Below are 14,941 nucleotides of genomic sequence, written 5' to 3'. Positions count from 1 at the left end.
GCAATGCTGATTTTAGGTCAGATGATCGTATTCTTTTTGATGATCTTTGCGGGAGCACTCGCCCGCCGCTACAAGATCATCATTCCGAACAATCAGGAGCAGTTTTCCTCGCTGATTGTCAATATCGCGTGCCCCTGCCTTATTATCTCCTCGGCGATGCACGCAGAGGAGCACATGAATCTGGCACAGGTCATTGAGACATATATCGACTATGCCATCCTCCTCGTGATGATGTGTGCTGTCGGTTTCCTGCTCCCGATTCTCCTGCGCTATCGCGGACGGCTGCGCGGTGCGATCAATCTCTCGTTCTGGTTCAACAACTCGCTCTTTATGGGACTGCCGCTCGTGCAGGGCGTGTATGGCGATCAGGCGGTCGTCTATATGACGCTCTTCTTCATCCCTGTCAATCTGCTTTTTTTTATCTATGGTGTTTCCTCGATTAGTATTCATAAGCGGCGCGGTCTCGAGATGTTCCGTATGCTGCTGAATCCAGGCATCATTGCCTCGCTGATCGCGTGCGTGATCTACTTTGGCGAGATTCCGACGCATCCGCTCATCATGCAGGCATTCTCCATGCTTGGGGCGATGACCGCGCCGCTCGCGATGATGATGATCGGTGCGTCGCTGAAGGACATTCACATGCGTCACATGCTGACGGACCGCAAACTGCTCGTCTATACGTTCCTCAAGGCGGTTGTCCTGCCGATTCCGATTCTGTTCCTCATGAAACTCTTCGTGACGAATCCCTATATCCTCGGGTGCAGTCTCGTCATCGTTGCTGCGCCGACGGGCGGTATGGTGGCGATGGTGGCTTTGCTCTACAACAAGGTCGCCTATCCTCTGATGACGGAGATCATCGCACTCTCCACCGTCATCTCGGTGGCAACGATTCCATTTGTCTCGATGATTACGGGACTTTGACCGCAACGGGAGGTACATTTGCTCACTGCTCTGGTAATTTTTTTGCTCGGCATCCTTGCATCGCTCACGTTTAGCCTATACTTCCTCCGCTACCTGGCAGAGGGGCGGAGGCTTCGTGCGGCGCGCATCACTCTTGTGCTCTTTGAGCTCGGCAGTGTCGTCGGGTTGTTCTTCCTGTTCAGCACGCATCGGACGGATGGCTGGGCGGGGCTCGTTACGCTGCCGATCATTCTGCTGCTCGTGGCGCAGATGATTGTGCTTGCTCTTGTAGTGGGGGCCGTTCTGCTACGATTTTTCCTGCGAAAGGTGCAAAATGCGCCCTACGATGAGGGGCGGCGGCGCGTGCTGAAAAATGCGGCACTCTACCCTGCAGCGGGTGTTCTGCTTAGCAGCTACGGTGCGTTTATCGAGCGAAAACATACGGTGCGCCGTGACTATACCATCCCTGTGTCGAACCTGCCGCCCGAGGCGGATGGCATGGTGATCGCCCAGATCAGTGATGTGCATCTCGGTTCGTTTTTCTCCGTGGAGGATTTTGACGCACTGCTCGCGGAGACTGCTGCGGGCGGCGCAGATCTTCTCGCCGTGACGGGCGATGTATTCGACGATGAGCCGCTGAACGCGCGTGCTGCTGAGGTGCTCGCTGCACATATCGGAGATTTCCGCGACGGGATCTGGTACTGCATTGGCAACCATGAATACTATCACAGCGGTCGCCCGATTGTTGACCGCATGGCGGGAGAGGGGCATGTGCACGTCGTACTGAACTCGGCGGAGCAGGTCGCAGGGCGCGGCACGCTCTACATCGCAGGTGTGGACTACCCGTTTGCACGCGGCGATGCGTTTCATCGGCAAAAAGAGGCATATTTTGCTGCGGCGATGACGCACGTTCCCGAGGATGCCGTGACCGTTCTTCTCGCGCATCATCCTGAGTTTATTGACGATGCGGCGGCACACGGCTCTGTCCCGCTGACGCTGACGGGGCATACGCACGGCAGCCAGTTCGGTCTCCTCGGTTTGCCGCTCTTCCCCGTGTTCAAGTACACACGCGGCATGGTGCGCATCGAAGACAGTTACGGCTATGTGCATACGGGCAACGGCAGCTGGTTTCCACTGCGGATCGGCTGCCCGCCCGAAATTGTATATTTTAGATTGGAGAGAACTGTACAATGAGTTGGATGGACGACTACACTGCCCTCCGCGAGGACATTCATCAGGGGTATATCTATGAGGCGATCGAGGCGATCCTCTATCTGCGTGCACACGAGGAGATTCCTGCGGATGAGCAGTGGCGTTTCTCGGAGATGATGGGCGCGTGCTGCCGTGCGCTTGCGGATACGGAGGGAGCGATTGCAGCGTACTTCGAGGCGGCGACCGAGGATAAATTTCTCCGCAGTCAGCGGCAGCATTTTTCCAACTATCTCTATCTCTGCCATGCCGTGCCGAACCTCACGCCGAAGGAGCTCAAGGCGCAGTTCGATATGTACGCGACGCTCTACCGCCATGAGGATTCGCTGCCGTCGCGTGCAGATGTGCGGCATGAGCGGCTTCGGATCGGCTTTCTCGCGCAGCATTTCCTCAGCTCGTCCTCGTCGCTCTTCTACGAGGGTCTTCTGCGTGGGCTGACGGAGCAGTACGATGTCTACGCATATGCGCTTGACGATCGTGCGGATGGATTTACGGAGAGCCTGCGCGGCGCGGTGAATTACCATGCACTCGCGAATCTCTCCATCGAGGAGCAGGCGGAACGCATCCGTGCGGACGAGATCGACGTGCTCGTTGACCTCGGCGGACATACGGATGGCGGCATGACACTCATGGTGCTCGCGCGCCGTCCCGCACCCGTACAGATCTCGGGCATCGGCTGGTTCGCGACGACGGGCGTTCCCTTTGTGGACGGTTTTTTGACGGATAATGTGCTGTCTCCTGCGGGCACGGAGGAGTTCTACAGTGAGGAGCTGCTGCGTCTGCCGCACGCATTCTATTTTACACCGGATGAGGCGATGTGTGCGCATGCGGTGGCGGAGCGTCCTGCTGATGCACCCGTGACCTTCGGCGTGTTCCAGAACTTTATGAAGATCAACGAGGAGTGTCTCAAGGTCTGGGGACGGATTCTGAAAAAGCTGCCGCAGGCGCAGCTGATCCTGCAGGATGCCGCCGTGGACAGCCCCCTGCGCGTGACGACGATCCTAGAGATGATCGAGGGCCTGAAACTGCCCGCGAAACGCATCTTTGTGCGGACGGGAAAACGGGACTACCTCGGAGACTATGGGGATATCGACATTGCGCTTGACACCTTCCCCTATACGGGTGGCGCATCGACGGCGACGGCACTCTATATGGGCGTACCCATTGTGAGCCTGCGCGGGGAGACGCACCACGCATCGCGTCTCGGCTCAGCGATGCTCACGGCGGCGGGAAAGTCGGCATGGATTGCGGAGGATGCACGTGCCTATGAGAATCTTGCCGTGCGGATGGCGGAGGATATTGCTGCCGTGCGTGCAAGTCGTGCAGCACTGCGTGCAGAGGTGGAGAAGTCCGCATTGACGGATGGGGCATCCTACCTCAGCGCGGTCACGGGCGAGATCGAACGCCTGTGGGCGCAGCGCGGGGACTTTTCGCGGTGAGGACGGAGATCCTTGAGCTCCTTGCGCCGAGTGCGGAACAGCTTCGCATCCTTGTCGTCGACGGATCGGAGCAACTTGCGCGGCTGCGGGAGATGTACCCGAACGCCGAGATGCACGCTGTTACGCCATATGAGGAGATTGCGGAGAACGAGATGGTTGCCGCGCTCGGCGTATACTGGCACATCCTTGACTGGCGATGCGACACATTACCGTTTGCGGAGGAGACGTTTGACCGTATCATCTCGGCGTTTGCGATTGAGTGTGCCTATGAGCCGTATGATGCGCTCATGGCATTGAACCGTGCGCTCAAAGAAACGGGAACGCTCTACACCTGCTACACCAACATCCGCTATCATCGTGTGCTTGCGGCTCTGCGTGACGGCGAGTTCCGTGTGCGCGGCGACCGTCACCTGTACGCGAAGCCGGAGATTGTACGTCTGCTGAACGACACGCTCTACAAGGAGATTCACTTTTTTGCGGGGGAGCGCGACGACGATCCGTCGGCGGGGGAGGCGTGGGCAGAGGAAGGTTTTGCAAACCTTAGCGACGACCTCATAACGCGCACATGGCTCGTTGCCGCATCGCGCAGTACGGCGGCAGCAGCGAACCTCAAGCTGTTCTTCTCACCGGAGACGCGGCGCACGATCGCGCGCCTCCTGCACCGCATCGAATACGATGCTGCGGCAGAGCGTGCCGTGATGGAGCTGCATGAGCTCTGTGTGCGCGAGGGAATCTTTTACGATTATCTTTCGGATTTTATTGCAGAGGTCTGTGTGCATGAGGAGAAGGTGCGGGCGGCGCTGGATGACGTTCTGGATAAAATTTAAGAGTAAACCATAACATAATATTTAGTTGACGAAATAAAAAACCTGCCTTATAATAGACACGATAAATGTAATCTATTGCAAGGCAGGGATTTTTTAATGCGCGAACATCGTATTGCAGAACTCACGAAGAAGATCATCGCGGGCTATCGCATCAGCCGCGAAGATGATCGCTCCGTCTTTATGGATACGCCGGTCGAGGAACTCGGCGAGGGGGCATACCGCCTCCAAAAGCATTTCTGCGGCAATCACATCGATCTGTGCACGATCGTCAACGGGCGCAGCGGGCGATGCGGCGAGGACTGCAAATACTGTGCACAGGCGGGGCGGCACAAGACAGGTGTCGATACCTATAACTTTATGGCACAGGAGGATCTGATCGCGCACGCAAAGGCAAATCAGGATGCAGGTGCAAACCGCTTCTCGATCGTCACCTCGGGTGGTGCGCTCTCGGGCACGGAGTTTGAACAGGCTCTGGATGCCTACAAGGAGATGCGCCGCACGCTTTCCATTGATCTCTGTGCCTCGCATGGGCTGCTCACGCGCAGTCAGTTTCGTCGTCTGCGTGAGGCGGGTGTAACAAGCTATCATCACAACATTGAGACATCGGAGCGTTATTTCCCTGAGATCTGCACGACGCACAGCTATGCCGACCGCATTCGCACGATCAAGGCGGCACAGGCGGAGGGGCTTTGCGTCTGCTCGGGCGGTATCATCGGTATGGGGGAGACGTGGGAGGATCGCTTTGACATGGCGTTCGCACTGCAGGAACTCGGCATCGAGTCCATCCCGCTGAACTCGCTCATGGCAATTCCGGGCACGCCGCTCGAACATCTCGCGCCGCTCTCGGGTGAGGACATCCTTAGAACGATTGCGATCTTCCGCTTCATCAATCCGACCGCGAACATTCGCCTTGGGGCGGGGCGCAAGCTTCTTCCCGAGAACGGGGCTACGGCATTTCGTGCCGGTGCATCCGCCTCTATCACGGGCAATATGCTCACGACGTCGGGGACGACCATTGCCGAGGATATGGAGCTCATCCGAGAGATGGGGTTCACCAACCGCGATGAGGACTGCCGCGTGTCATCGGGGGCGTGCGGCGCACGTTGATCTTGATTCCTTCAATATTTACATATAACATTAGGGACGCTGCATTTTGCAGCGTCCCTAATGTTATCAGCGATGCCTATAGATACTCCTCAAACTTCTCCATATCGACGATCCGTATGCTGCGCCCCGTTGCCTCAATGATGCCCTCGCGCTGCATCGCGCTCAGCTCGCGTGAGAGGGAGGGGCGGCTGACGGCGAGATAGGCGGCGACGAACTCACGGCTGGCCGTGAGTGTCACACGTCCATCTTTGCCGATGTGCGGGAACAGATAGCGGACAATTTTCTCGCGCAGCGTGCCGCTTGCAAGAATTTTGAGCTTCGTGTGCATTGCATACGCCTTGCCGGCAAAGATCTTCATGAGGTTGCGCTGGACGATCAGTGCGGAGCGGCGCGGCGCTTCGCCTACATCAAGAGTGAAGAGGTGGCTCGATACCTCGAGCAGCTTTACCTTCGTCATCGCGCGTACGTACATATCATATGGGCGTTTCAGCACCTCGTAGACCTCGCCGAACATATCGCCCGGGCGGTCGATCTCCGAGATGAAGATCTGGCGTCCCGAATAGGTGTCCTTGAGGATGTGCACCTCGCCCTCGAGCAGAATGTAGAGTGAGTGGGGGACATCCCCGTCATGGAAGATGACTGCACCCTTCGGGTAGGAGCGCAGTGCTACGTCGCTGGAGGCAAGCAGCTCCGCTACATCCTCCTCGTTCATGCCCTGCGCGAGACTTGTCTCGGCGAGAATTTGGGCGGCATTTTCATTTATCATGGGCGTACTCCTGCATATACGAAAAAACCGTCCCCATGGGACGGCGTTGGATACATACATGGTGCTCACTGAGGGATTCGAACCCCCGACCCCCTCCATGTGACGGAGATGCTCTACCAACTGAGCTAAGTGAGCCTGAGATGAAAAAATCCGCACGATTGCGGATGAATAATCAAATGGTGGGGTTAACAAGATTCGAACTTGTGACCTCCTCGATGTCAACGAGACACTCTAACCAACTGAGCTATAACCCCATTTGTTCGCCGCTCATGTCCAAACGACAAAATGAATTATAACAAGGGATAGGAAATCTGTCAAGGGAATTTTTCAAAAGAATGAAGTGTGGGAATCAAGTCTCTTATAAGTAATCGCATTTCATATTGACATCTCATTTATTGTATGATAATCTAAGCCGGACTTTGAGAATAAAATCACAATTTGATATTTTGCTAATCGGGTGTGTATGTCACTTAATAAGAGAAGCAGGTGAAAGACCTGCGCTGTCCCGCAGCTGTAATGCGGAGTCGCCCCCAATATGTCACTGGGAAACCGGGAAGGCGGGGAAGACGAGGATGCAGAGCCAGAAGAACTGCCCGATTGGAACGCCAAGATCATTCCTGCGAGCGACGGGAAGGCACTTTTTGTGTTTCGTATGCCTTTTTGCTCTCTTGGCAAAAAGGTTTTTTTATATGACGAAGGAGGCATGACAGTGAAGAAGTTTCTGATGTGTCTGCTGATGGCGATGACAATGCTCATCGTCGGATGCGGCGGCACGGATCAGCCGAAGAACGAGCGCGCCGAGAAGGACGAGATCGTAATCTCGGTGGGCAAGTACATGGTCGGCGAGGGCTTTGATCCGACGGCGGGATGGGGGAGCTGGGGACCGGATCCGTTCCACAGTGCTTTGATGATGCATGATGAGAAGAATCAGCTTGTCAAGGATCTTGCGACTGATGTGCAGCGTTCGGCGGACGGGCTCAAATATACCTTTACAATTCGCAGCGATGCCAAGTTCTCCGATGGTCAGCCACTGACAGCGGAGGATGTCGCGTTCACCTACGAGACAGCGAAGAAGGCTGCCGGCACGGTCGACCTGACGGTGATGGAGGAGGTACGCGTGCTCTCTCCGACGCAGGTGGAGTTCACGCTCTCCAAGCCGTGGTCGGTTTTCCTTGAGACGGCTGCGGCTCTTGGCATCGTGCCGAAGCATGCATACAAAGAGGGCTATGCGACAGCTCCTGTGGGCAGCGGTCCGTGGAAGGTGGTATCGTTCCAGAAGGAGCAGCAGCTCATTATGGAGCCGAATGAATACTACTATGGGAAGAAACCGAAGCTGAAGAAGGTCACGGTGCTGAACCTCGGTGATGATGCGATTCTCGCGGCTGCTCAGTCGGGACAGGTGGATCTCGTGTTTACCCCGACGGAGTATGCAGGGGCGAGTGTACCGCATATGAAATTGGTACTGATGGATACCATTGACAGCTTCTGCGTGAATATGCCACAGGAAGCGGAGCATGACGAAAACGGAATGTTGGTTGGCAACAATGTGACGAGCGATCCTGCGATTCGTACGGCGCTGAACATTGGCATTGACCGCAAGACGATTATCGAGAATGCGCTTGCCGGCTTTGGCAAGCCGACCATGAATTTGGCAGAGGCACTCCCGTGGGCGAACAACGCACTGCAGGAGAAGGACAACCGCGTCGATGAGGCTGTGAAGATCCTTGAGGCGGCGGGCTGGAAGGATACGGATGGCGACGGCATTCGCGAGAAGAACGGCGTAAAGGCGGAGTTCGTCATAAATGGGCGTTCCAATGATCTGCAGCGGTATAATACGGCAGTGGCACTCGCGCAGGATGCGAAGAAGCTCGGCATCAATATCATCGCAAAATCAACGCCGTGGTCGGAGGCACGTAAGATCGCACGAAATATCCCGACGGTATGGGCGATTGGCGACTTTACGCCGCAGGTGATTTACAACTACTATCACTCCTCTCAGGTGGGGGTTAATGTCATCAATAACTCTGCAATCTATCGCAATCCGGCGGTCGATGCGCATATTGACCGTGCACTTGCGGCAACCTCGGATGAGGAAGCCATGCGTGAGTTCAAGGCGGCGCAGTGGGATGGGACGGCAGGAGCGAAGATGGACGTTCCGTATCTTTGGATTGTCACCGTGCAGGTGCCGTATTTTGTCAACGAGCGTCTTGATCTTGGACAGCTTCGTGTTGGCGAGCGCGGGCAGGGCATGGGGATTCTCGCGAATCTTGATGATTGGCAGTGGAAGTAGACCGGTATGACAAAACGGATGGCATACTTCATCGGGGGCAGCGCAGCTCGTCTGCTGCTGCTCTTGGCTGCCGTGAGTGCGGTTAGCTTTGTACTGCTGGCAAACTCGCCGATTGACCCGATTGATGCCTATTTTGCGAATAAAACGGCGACGGCGGAGCAGCATGCGCTTGTTGCTGCCTACTGGGGATTTGACAAACCGCCGCTTGAACGCTTCCTGCTTTGGGCGGGGAATATTCTGCATGGCGACTTCGGCACATCGCTCATCTATCGGGCGCCGGTGCTGGAGGTGATCGGGGAAAAATTCCGTCTGACGCTCTTACTAATGCTGACGGCATGGGTGCTGTGGGGCGTGATCGGTTTCACGCTTGGTGTGCTTGCAGGAATGTATCGCGGCAGCCGTCTCGACAAGGCGATTCAGGGGTTCTCCTTGCTGTGCGTCTCTGTGCCGGTGTTCTGGCTGGGGCTGCTCTTTCTGATGATCTTCGCGGTCAAGCTGCAGTGGTTCCCACTGGCGCTTGCCGCGCCCATCGGGAAGCTGCACGAGGAGGTTACACTGGCGGAGCAGCTCCGTCATGTCGTCCTGCCTGCGCTGACACTGAGCGTTACGGGGATCTCCGCGATGACGCTTCAGACGCGTGAGAAGATGATTGAGGTCATGGGGACAAACTATATGCTCTTTGCCGAGGCGCGGGGCGAGTCGCTCTGGCAGCGCGTGCGCCGACATGGTCTGCGCAACATTCTGATGCCTGTCGTCACGCTGCAGTTCGCTTCCTTCAACGAACTGTTCGGCGGTGCGGTGCTTGCGGAGACGGTGTTCTCCTATCCGGGGCTTGGCGGTACGGTCACGATGGCGGGGCTGCGCGGTGATCTGTCGCTCCTGCTCGGCATTGCGATTTTCAGCGCTGTGTTTGTCTTTGCCGGAAATCTCATTGCCAATATTCTGTACGGTATTGTCGATCCGCAGCTGCGTGAGGGGAGGGGAGGTTCTTGATGAAAGAGAATTCCCTGCGCAGCGGCATGAGCGTTCGTCAGCGTCAGCTGATCTTTGCCGTGCTGGCGGGCTGCTTTATCCTCGGGATTCTCGTCTGGGGGACGACGATGCCGGAGAGCGCGTATGCAGTTGACTATGGGCAGAAAAATCTTGTACCGTCTGCTGCACATCCGTTCGGGACAGATTATATGGGACGCGATATGCTCCTGCGTTCGGTCAAGGGGATGTCCATCAGCTTGCAGATTGGAATTGCTGCGGCATTTGTCAGCTCCTGCATTGCGCTGCTCCTCGGAACGCTCTCGGCGGCATTCGGCGGCAAGGTCGATCAGTTTGTACTCTGGCTCGTGGATCTCTGCATGGGGATTCCGCATATCCTGCTCATTCTCATGATCTCGGTCATGATGGGCGGCGGTGTTATGGGTGTGTCCATCGGTGTCATTGTTACCCACTGGCCGCGCCTGACCCGCATCATCCGTGCAGAGGTCATGCAGCTGCGCGCACAGCCCTATATTCTGGCAGCGCGGCAGTACGGGTACTCGTGGGTGACTGTGGCACGGCAGCATTTCGTACCCCATGTGCTGCCGCAGTACATCATCGGGCTCGTTCTGCTCTTTCCCCATGCGATCATGCACGAAGCCGGAATCAGTTTTCTCGGGTATGGTCTGCCGCTTGATATGCCGGCAATCGGCATCATCCTCTCGGAGTCGATGCGCTATCTCGCGCTCGGTATGTGGTGGCTTGCATTCTTCCCGGGCTTTTTGCTGCTGCTCATTGTGCTGATCTTTGACCGTCTTGGCGCGGCTCTGCGTGATCTGTTCGATCCGCAGTCCGGACAGGAGTAGGATGATGGCAGAAGAACTTCTTCGTGTAACCAATCTATCAGTCTCATTTCGGATGTATCAGGGGGCACTGACCCATACCTTGGTGGCAGGGATGCACGATGTCAATCTGCATCTGAACCGTGGAGAGATCCTTGCCGTTGTGGGTGCAAGCGGCTCCGGCAAGAGTCTTCTCGCACACGCAGTGCTCGGTATTCTTCCGTACAATGCGGTGACGAGCGGTGAGATGCGGTATCGTGGGGAACTGCTCGACGCTGCCCTCCAAGAGCAGCTGCGCGGGCGGGCGATGGCACTGATTCCGCAGTCCGTGACCTATCTCGATCCACTCATGCGCGTCGGCAAGGAGGTCTGCGGGCTCTACGGCGCACCTGACGATATGGCAGCGACCTTCCGCCGTCTGCACTTGGAGGAGCGGGTGCAGCGTCTCTATCCGTTCCAACTCTCGGGCGGCATGGCGCGGCGCGTGCTCTTTTCGACCGCCGTCATCACCGACGCTTCACTCATCATTGCGGATGAGCCGACACCCGGCATGGATGTGAAGAGTGCCGTCGAGGCACTGCAGCTCCTGCGCGAACTTGCCGATGCGGGCAAGGGGATTCTGCTCATTACGCACGACATTGATCTTGCTGTCGAGGTTGCGGACAATGTTGCCGTTTTCTATGAGGGTCGAACGGTGGATATGGCTCCGGCTGCCGCATTTCATGGAGATGGGGCTGAACTCGTGCACCCGTATACGAAGGCACTCTATCATGCGCTGCCCCAGAATGATTTTACCGTATATACGGCGGCAGAGGTGACGCAGATGACTGCGGCGGGAGGTGCGTGAGATGCTGGAGGCAAAGGATCTGTCCTATCGCTATGGGGAGGACAGCCCTGTTCTGTGCAATGTGTCGCTGCGCGTTGCGGACGGGGAGCGTCTTGCACTTCTCGGACCGAGCGGGCGCGGCAAAAGCACATTGGCACTTCTTCTTGCGGGGTATCTTCCGCTGCAAAAAGGGGCGATCACCTTGGACGGCGCGTCGCTGCCAAAGGACTGCTACAATCCCGTTCAGCTCATCTATCAGCATCCTGAAAAGGCGATGGATCCGCGTTGGAAGGTCGGTGATACGCTGCGCGAGGCGTGGGATGTGCCGGAGGAACTTCTCACAGCGATTGGCGCAGAGCCGGACTGGCTCACGCGATGGCCGCATGAGCTCTCGGGCGGTCAGCTGCAGCGGCTCTCGATCCTGCGTTCGCTCAGTCCAAAGACGCGCGTGCTCATTGCCGACGAGATCACCGCAAGCCTTGACCCGATCACGCAGGCGCAGATCTGGTCGGTGATCCTGCGCGAGATCGAGAAGAACCGCACCATGCTCATTGCCATTACGCACAATGAGGCGTTGGCACAGCGGATCTGTACGCGTATGGTACATATTGAAGATTTGCAGGGATAAAGGCCGCTGTTCATACGAAGATCCGGCATCTGTCTGAAAGACAGATGCCGGATTTTTGCGTGTATAAGCATAGAAAAAATATAGGAAAACATGATTGACAAAAGAATTTACAGCTTGTATAATACCAACATAACATATAAAGAATATATGAATTTACTGTTTGAAAGGAAGAGAACTATGGCAGCAATTGAAAACATCGAAGCCTATATCGCAGAAGAGTTTCAATGGTTTCATCGCCATCCTGAGCTTTCCTACGAAGAAGTAGAAACCACTAAGCGCATCCGTGCATCCTTGGAACGTGCGGGAATCCGTATTCTGGATCTGCCGCTCAAGACGGGACTTGTTGCGGAGATCGGCGCAGGTGAGACCATTGTTGCCATGCGCAGTGATATCGACGCACTGCCCATCGAGGAACAGACGGATCTGCCGTATCGCTCGGAGCACGCGGGGCGTATGCACGCCTGTGGGCACGATTTCCACATTGCTGCGGTGCTCGGTGCAGCGTTGCTGCTCAAGCAGCGTGAGGAGGAGCTCGCGGGACGCGTGCGCATCTTCTTCCAGCCCGCAGAGGAGGCTCCGGGCGGGGCGAAGGTACTCATCGAGGCGGGTGCTCTGCAGGATGTCACGGCGATCTTCGGGCTGCACGCATCACCGCTCCTCGAGGTCGGCACGGTCGGCATCTCAGCAGGTGCGGTGATGGCGGCGGTGGATCGCTTTGTGTTCCGCTTTCGCGGCAAGGGGACACACGCCGCACATCCCGAGGCGGGGGTGGATCCGATTCCGCTGGCGGCAGCATTTGTGCAGTCGGTACAGACGGTTGTCGCACGCAATCTTAATCCGTTCTCCGCAGGGCTTGTGAGTGTCACGCACATCGAGGCGGGGAATACGTGGAATGTCATTCCCGAGGAGGCTCTCGTCGAGGGGACGACGCGCAGCATGAATGCGCAGGAGCGTGCACACATCCGAGCGCGTGTCTGTGCGCTTGCAGATCAGTTGGCGGCGGCGTATGGTTCGAAGGTAGAGACGGACTGGTACGAAGGTCCGCCGGCAACGGTCAACGATGATTTTTGGGCGGTGTATGCAGAGGAAAAAGCAAAGGAACGTAATCTGAATGTAGTTCCCGCACCAAAGTCGCTCGGTGGTGAGGACTTTGCCTTCTATCAGGAGAAAGTACCGGGGATGTTCGTCCTCGTCGGCACGGGGCTTTCCCCCGCGCTCCACAATCCGAACTTTCGGGTTGATCTGAATGCGCTCGCGCCGACGGCGCATTATCTCGCGGAACTCGTATGCGGTGCATTTAAGAAGGTGAAAGAACGATGATCGAATTTGTGAATGTTCACAAGGACTTCCTTGTGAACGGGAAGCCTGTTACGGCACTGCAGGAGGTCAGCCTCAAGATCCCGGACGGGGATATCTTCGGTGTTATCGGTTTCAGCGGTGCGGGAAAGTCGACGCTCCTGCGCATGGTCAACGCGCTCGAAAAGCCCGATCACGGGCACGTGCTGCTCGATGGGAAGGCGGTGGACGAGCTGTCCTCCAAGGAGCTGCGGCAGGCGCGCAAGAAGATCGGCATGGTCTTTCAGCAGTTCAACCTGCTCGAGTCCAAGACGGTGCGGGAAAATATTGCGATACCGCTCCGACTGGCGCATGACCGCACGCAGGAGGAGATTGATGCGCGTCTCAAGCGATTGTTGGAGTTTGTAGAGCTCACGGACAAGGCGGATGCCTATCCGTGGCAGCTCTCCGGCGGGCAGAAGCAGCGCGTCGGCATTGCGCGGGCACTCGCGACGCAGCCGTCGATCCTGCTCTGCGACGAGGCAACCAGTGCGCTCGATCCGGAGACGACGGACTCGATTCTGAAACTGCTCGCACGCATCAATCAGGAGCTCGGCATTACGATCCTCTTTGTCACGCATCAGGTGCAGGTGATACAGAAGCTCTGCCGTCATGTCGCCGTGATGGAAAACGGCAGGGTGATCGAGCACGGTGCGACGCTCGATATCTTCTCCGCTCCGCGCGAGGCGATGACGCGGCGGTTCGTGCGGGCGGTCATTCCCGACGAGCTGCCCAAGAGTATATGGGAAGCACTGCAGGAGGAGCAGCGCAACTATCGCTTGCTGCGGCTGCGCTTTCTCGGCGAACAGGCGAAGGGGAATCTGCTCTATCGCATTCAGCGGGAGTTTTCCGTCGAGACCAGTGTGCTCTTCGCGTCGGTCAGCGAGATCGAGGAGCAGGTTCTGGGGATATTCATTGTCCAATTCATCGGTGAGGACGCAGAGCTCGCGCGCTTGGAGGACTATATTCACGCACAGGGCGTGGAGTGGCAGGAGGTGAATCCATGATGGAGTTAGGTGTACCAAATGCGCAGATCTTACTTGCGGCGCAGGAAACGCTCTATATGGTCTTTGTTTCGCTGGCGATCGGCACGCTGCTCGCAATGGCGCTTGCCGTTGTGCTGATCCTCACGCGGCCGCTCGGCATCCTGCCGCACAGCTGGACGTATCAAATTGTGAACGTCACAGTCAACGTCATTCGCAGCGTACCGTTCATCATTCTCATGGTGTTCATCCTCCCGCTGACGAAGATGATTGTCGGGACGCGAATCGGTACAACGGCGGCACTCGTTCCACTCGTGGTGTTCATCACGCCGTATCTCACGCGTCTCTTTGAGAACTCGCTTCTCGAGGTGGATCATGGCATTGTGGAGGCAGCACAGGCGATGGGCGCGTCCTATTATGAGATCGTCCGATACTTCCTCCTGCCGGAGGCGAAGGGGTCGCTGATCCTGTCCGTGACGACGGGAACCATCGGGCTTCTTGGGGCAACGGCAATGGCAGGCGCAATCGGTGCGGGCGGCGTGGGCGATCTTGCGCTGACGTATGGCTATGAGCGTATGAACTTCCCGCTCATGCTCTTTACCGTTGTCGTCCTCATCGTCTTTGTGCAGATCATCCAGTCGGTGGGCAATTACTTTGCTGTGCGTGCGCGTGGGCATTGAGGAAGCACTGATAAATTCAGCGCCGCCATCTTGACGCATCTTTTTTGCCCGCACTGTGTCGGCAAATCCTCCACATAGCTTTGGCTATGCGTCCGGTTTGCCTCCTTGTTCGGACGAAAAAATCTACGCCAATCTGACGG

General features: G+C 56.8%; 14 protein-coding genes, 2 tRNA genes and 1 riboswitch. Of the genes, 13 read left to right on the top strand and 3 right to left on the bottom strand.

The window, feature by feature from the left end:
• Window positions 1-3: 3 nt before the first annotated feature.
• The 5 genes from HMPREF9334_RS06550 to bioB all read left to right on the top strand — a co-directional run bounded on the left by HMPREF9334_RS06550 (window position 4) and on the right by bioB (window position 5,482).
• Window positions 4-921, top strand: a complete 918-nt coding sequence (locus tag HMPREF9334_RS06550; protein ID WP_006692692.1) for an AEC family transporter — start codon at window positions 4-6, stop codon at window positions 919-921.
• Between the two features lie 18 nt (window positions 922-939).
• The gene (locus HMPREF9334_RS06545; RefSeq protein WP_006692691.1) at window positions 940-2,094 is read left to right on the top strand and encodes a metallophosphoesterase; all 1,155 of its coding nucleotides are present in this window, start codon (window positions 940-942) and stop codon (window positions 2,092-2,094) included.
• Window positions 2,091-3,548, top strand: coding sequence for an O-linked N-acetylglucosamine transferase, SPINDLY family protein (locus HMPREF9334_RS06540; RefSeq protein WP_006692690.1), 1,458 nt, complete (start codon window positions 2,091-2,093; stop codon window positions 3,546-3,548). The genes HMPREF9334_RS06545 and HMPREF9334_RS06540 overlap by 4 nt, the downstream gene beginning before the upstream one ends.
• Entirely contained in the window at window positions 3,545-4,375 is an 831-nt protein-coding gene (locus HMPREF9334_RS06535; protein WP_006692689.1) for a methyltransferase domain-containing protein, read from the top strand. The genes HMPREF9334_RS06540 and HMPREF9334_RS06535 overlap by 4 nt, the downstream gene beginning before the upstream one ends.
• 96 nt (window positions 4,376-4,471) lie before the next feature.
• Window positions 4,472-5,482: a biotin synthase BioB gene (gene bioB / locus HMPREF9334_RS06530; protein ID WP_006692688.1), complete on the top strand. Its 1,011-nt coding sequence runs from the start codon at window positions 4,472-4,474 to the stop codon at window positions 5,480-5,482.
• Between the two features lie 76 nt (window positions 5,483-5,558).
• Here bioB and HMPREF9334_RS12315 read toward each other — a convergent pair whose 3' ends face one another.
• The 3 genes from HMPREF9334_RS12315 to HMPREF9334_RS06515 all read right to left on the bottom strand — a co-directional run bounded on the left by HMPREF9334_RS12315 (window position 5,559) and on the right by HMPREF9334_RS06515 (window position 6,502).
• Entirely contained in the window at window positions 5,559-6,248 is a 690-nt protein-coding gene (locus tag HMPREF9334_RS12315; RefSeq protein WP_006692687.1) for a Crp/Fnr family transcriptional regulator, read from the bottom strand.
• 59 nt (window positions 6,249-6,307) lie between these two features.
• Window positions 6,308-6,383 (bottom strand) — tRNA-Val (locus HMPREF9334_RS06520).
• Window positions 6,384-6,425: 42 nt separating this feature from the next.
• Window positions 6,426-6,502, bottom strand: a tRNA-Val gene (locus HMPREF9334_RS06515).
• Window positions 6,503-6,686: 184 nt separating this feature from the next.
• Window positions 6,687-6,859: riboswitch (cobalamin riboswitch) on the top strand.
• 92 nt (window positions 6,860-6,951) lie between these two features.
• On the opposite strand from HMPREF9334_RS06515, the gene HMPREF9334_RS06510 reads away from it, so the two are divergent.
• From HMPREF9334_RS06510 to HMPREF9334_RS06475, 8 genes are all read left to right on the top strand, one after another.
• The gene (locus tag HMPREF9334_RS06510) at window positions 6,952-8,538 is read left to right on the top strand and encodes an ABC transporter substrate-binding protein (protein WP_245535232.1); all 1,587 of its coding nucleotides are present in this window, start codon (window positions 6,952-6,954) and stop codon (window positions 8,536-8,538) included.
• Between the two features lie 6 nt (window positions 8,539-8,544).
• A complete protein-coding gene (locus tag HMPREF9334_RS06505; RefSeq protein ID WP_006692685.1) occupies window positions 8,545-9,531 on the top strand; it encodes an ABC transporter permease in 987 nt (328 codons plus the stop codon).
• Window positions 9,531-10,373, top strand: a complete 843-nt coding sequence (locus tag HMPREF9334_RS06500; protein WP_006692684.1) for an ABC transporter permease — start codon at window positions 9,531-9,533, stop codon at window positions 10,371-10,373. Before HMPREF9334_RS06505 ends, HMPREF9334_RS06500 begins: the two co-directional genes overlap by 1 nt.
• Before the next feature lie 4 nt (window positions 10,374-10,377).
• Entirely contained in the window at window positions 10,378-11,196 is an 819-nt protein-coding gene (locus tag HMPREF9334_RS06495; protein WP_006692683.1) for an ATP-binding cassette domain-containing protein, read from the top strand.
• Between the two features lies 1 nt (window position 11,197).
• Window positions 11,198-11,803, top strand: coding sequence for an ABC transporter ATP-binding protein (locus HMPREF9334_RS06490; RefSeq protein WP_006692682.1), 606 nt, complete (start codon window positions 11,198-11,200; stop codon window positions 11,801-11,803).
• Window positions 11,804-11,980: 177 nt separating this feature from the next.
• Window positions 11,981-13,123, top strand: a complete 1,143-nt coding sequence (locus tag HMPREF9334_RS06485; RefSeq protein WP_006692681.1) for an amidohydrolase — start codon at window positions 11,981-11,983, stop codon at window positions 13,121-13,123.
• Window positions 13,120-14,145, top strand: a complete 1,026-nt coding sequence (locus HMPREF9334_RS06480; protein ID WP_006692680.1) for a methionine ABC transporter ATP-binding protein — start codon at window positions 13,120-13,122, stop codon at window positions 14,143-14,145. Before HMPREF9334_RS06485 ends, HMPREF9334_RS06480 begins: the two co-directional genes overlap by 4 nt.
• On the top strand, window positions 14,142-14,801 hold the full coding sequence (locus HMPREF9334_RS06475) for a methionine ABC transporter permease (RefSeq protein WP_006692679.1): 660 nt from the start codon (window positions 14,142-14,144) through the stop codon (window positions 14,799-14,801). Before HMPREF9334_RS06480 ends, HMPREF9334_RS06475 begins: the two co-directional genes overlap by 4 nt.
• Window positions 14,802-14,941 lie beyond the last annotated feature (140 nt).

Source organism: Centipeda infelix ATCC 43532 (assembly GCF_000234095.1).
GTDB classification, from domain to species: Bacteria; Bacillota; Negativicutes; order Selenomonadales; family Selenomonadaceae; genus Centipeda; species Centipeda infelix.
This window is presented reverse-complemented; position numbering and strand designations above follow the sequence as displayed.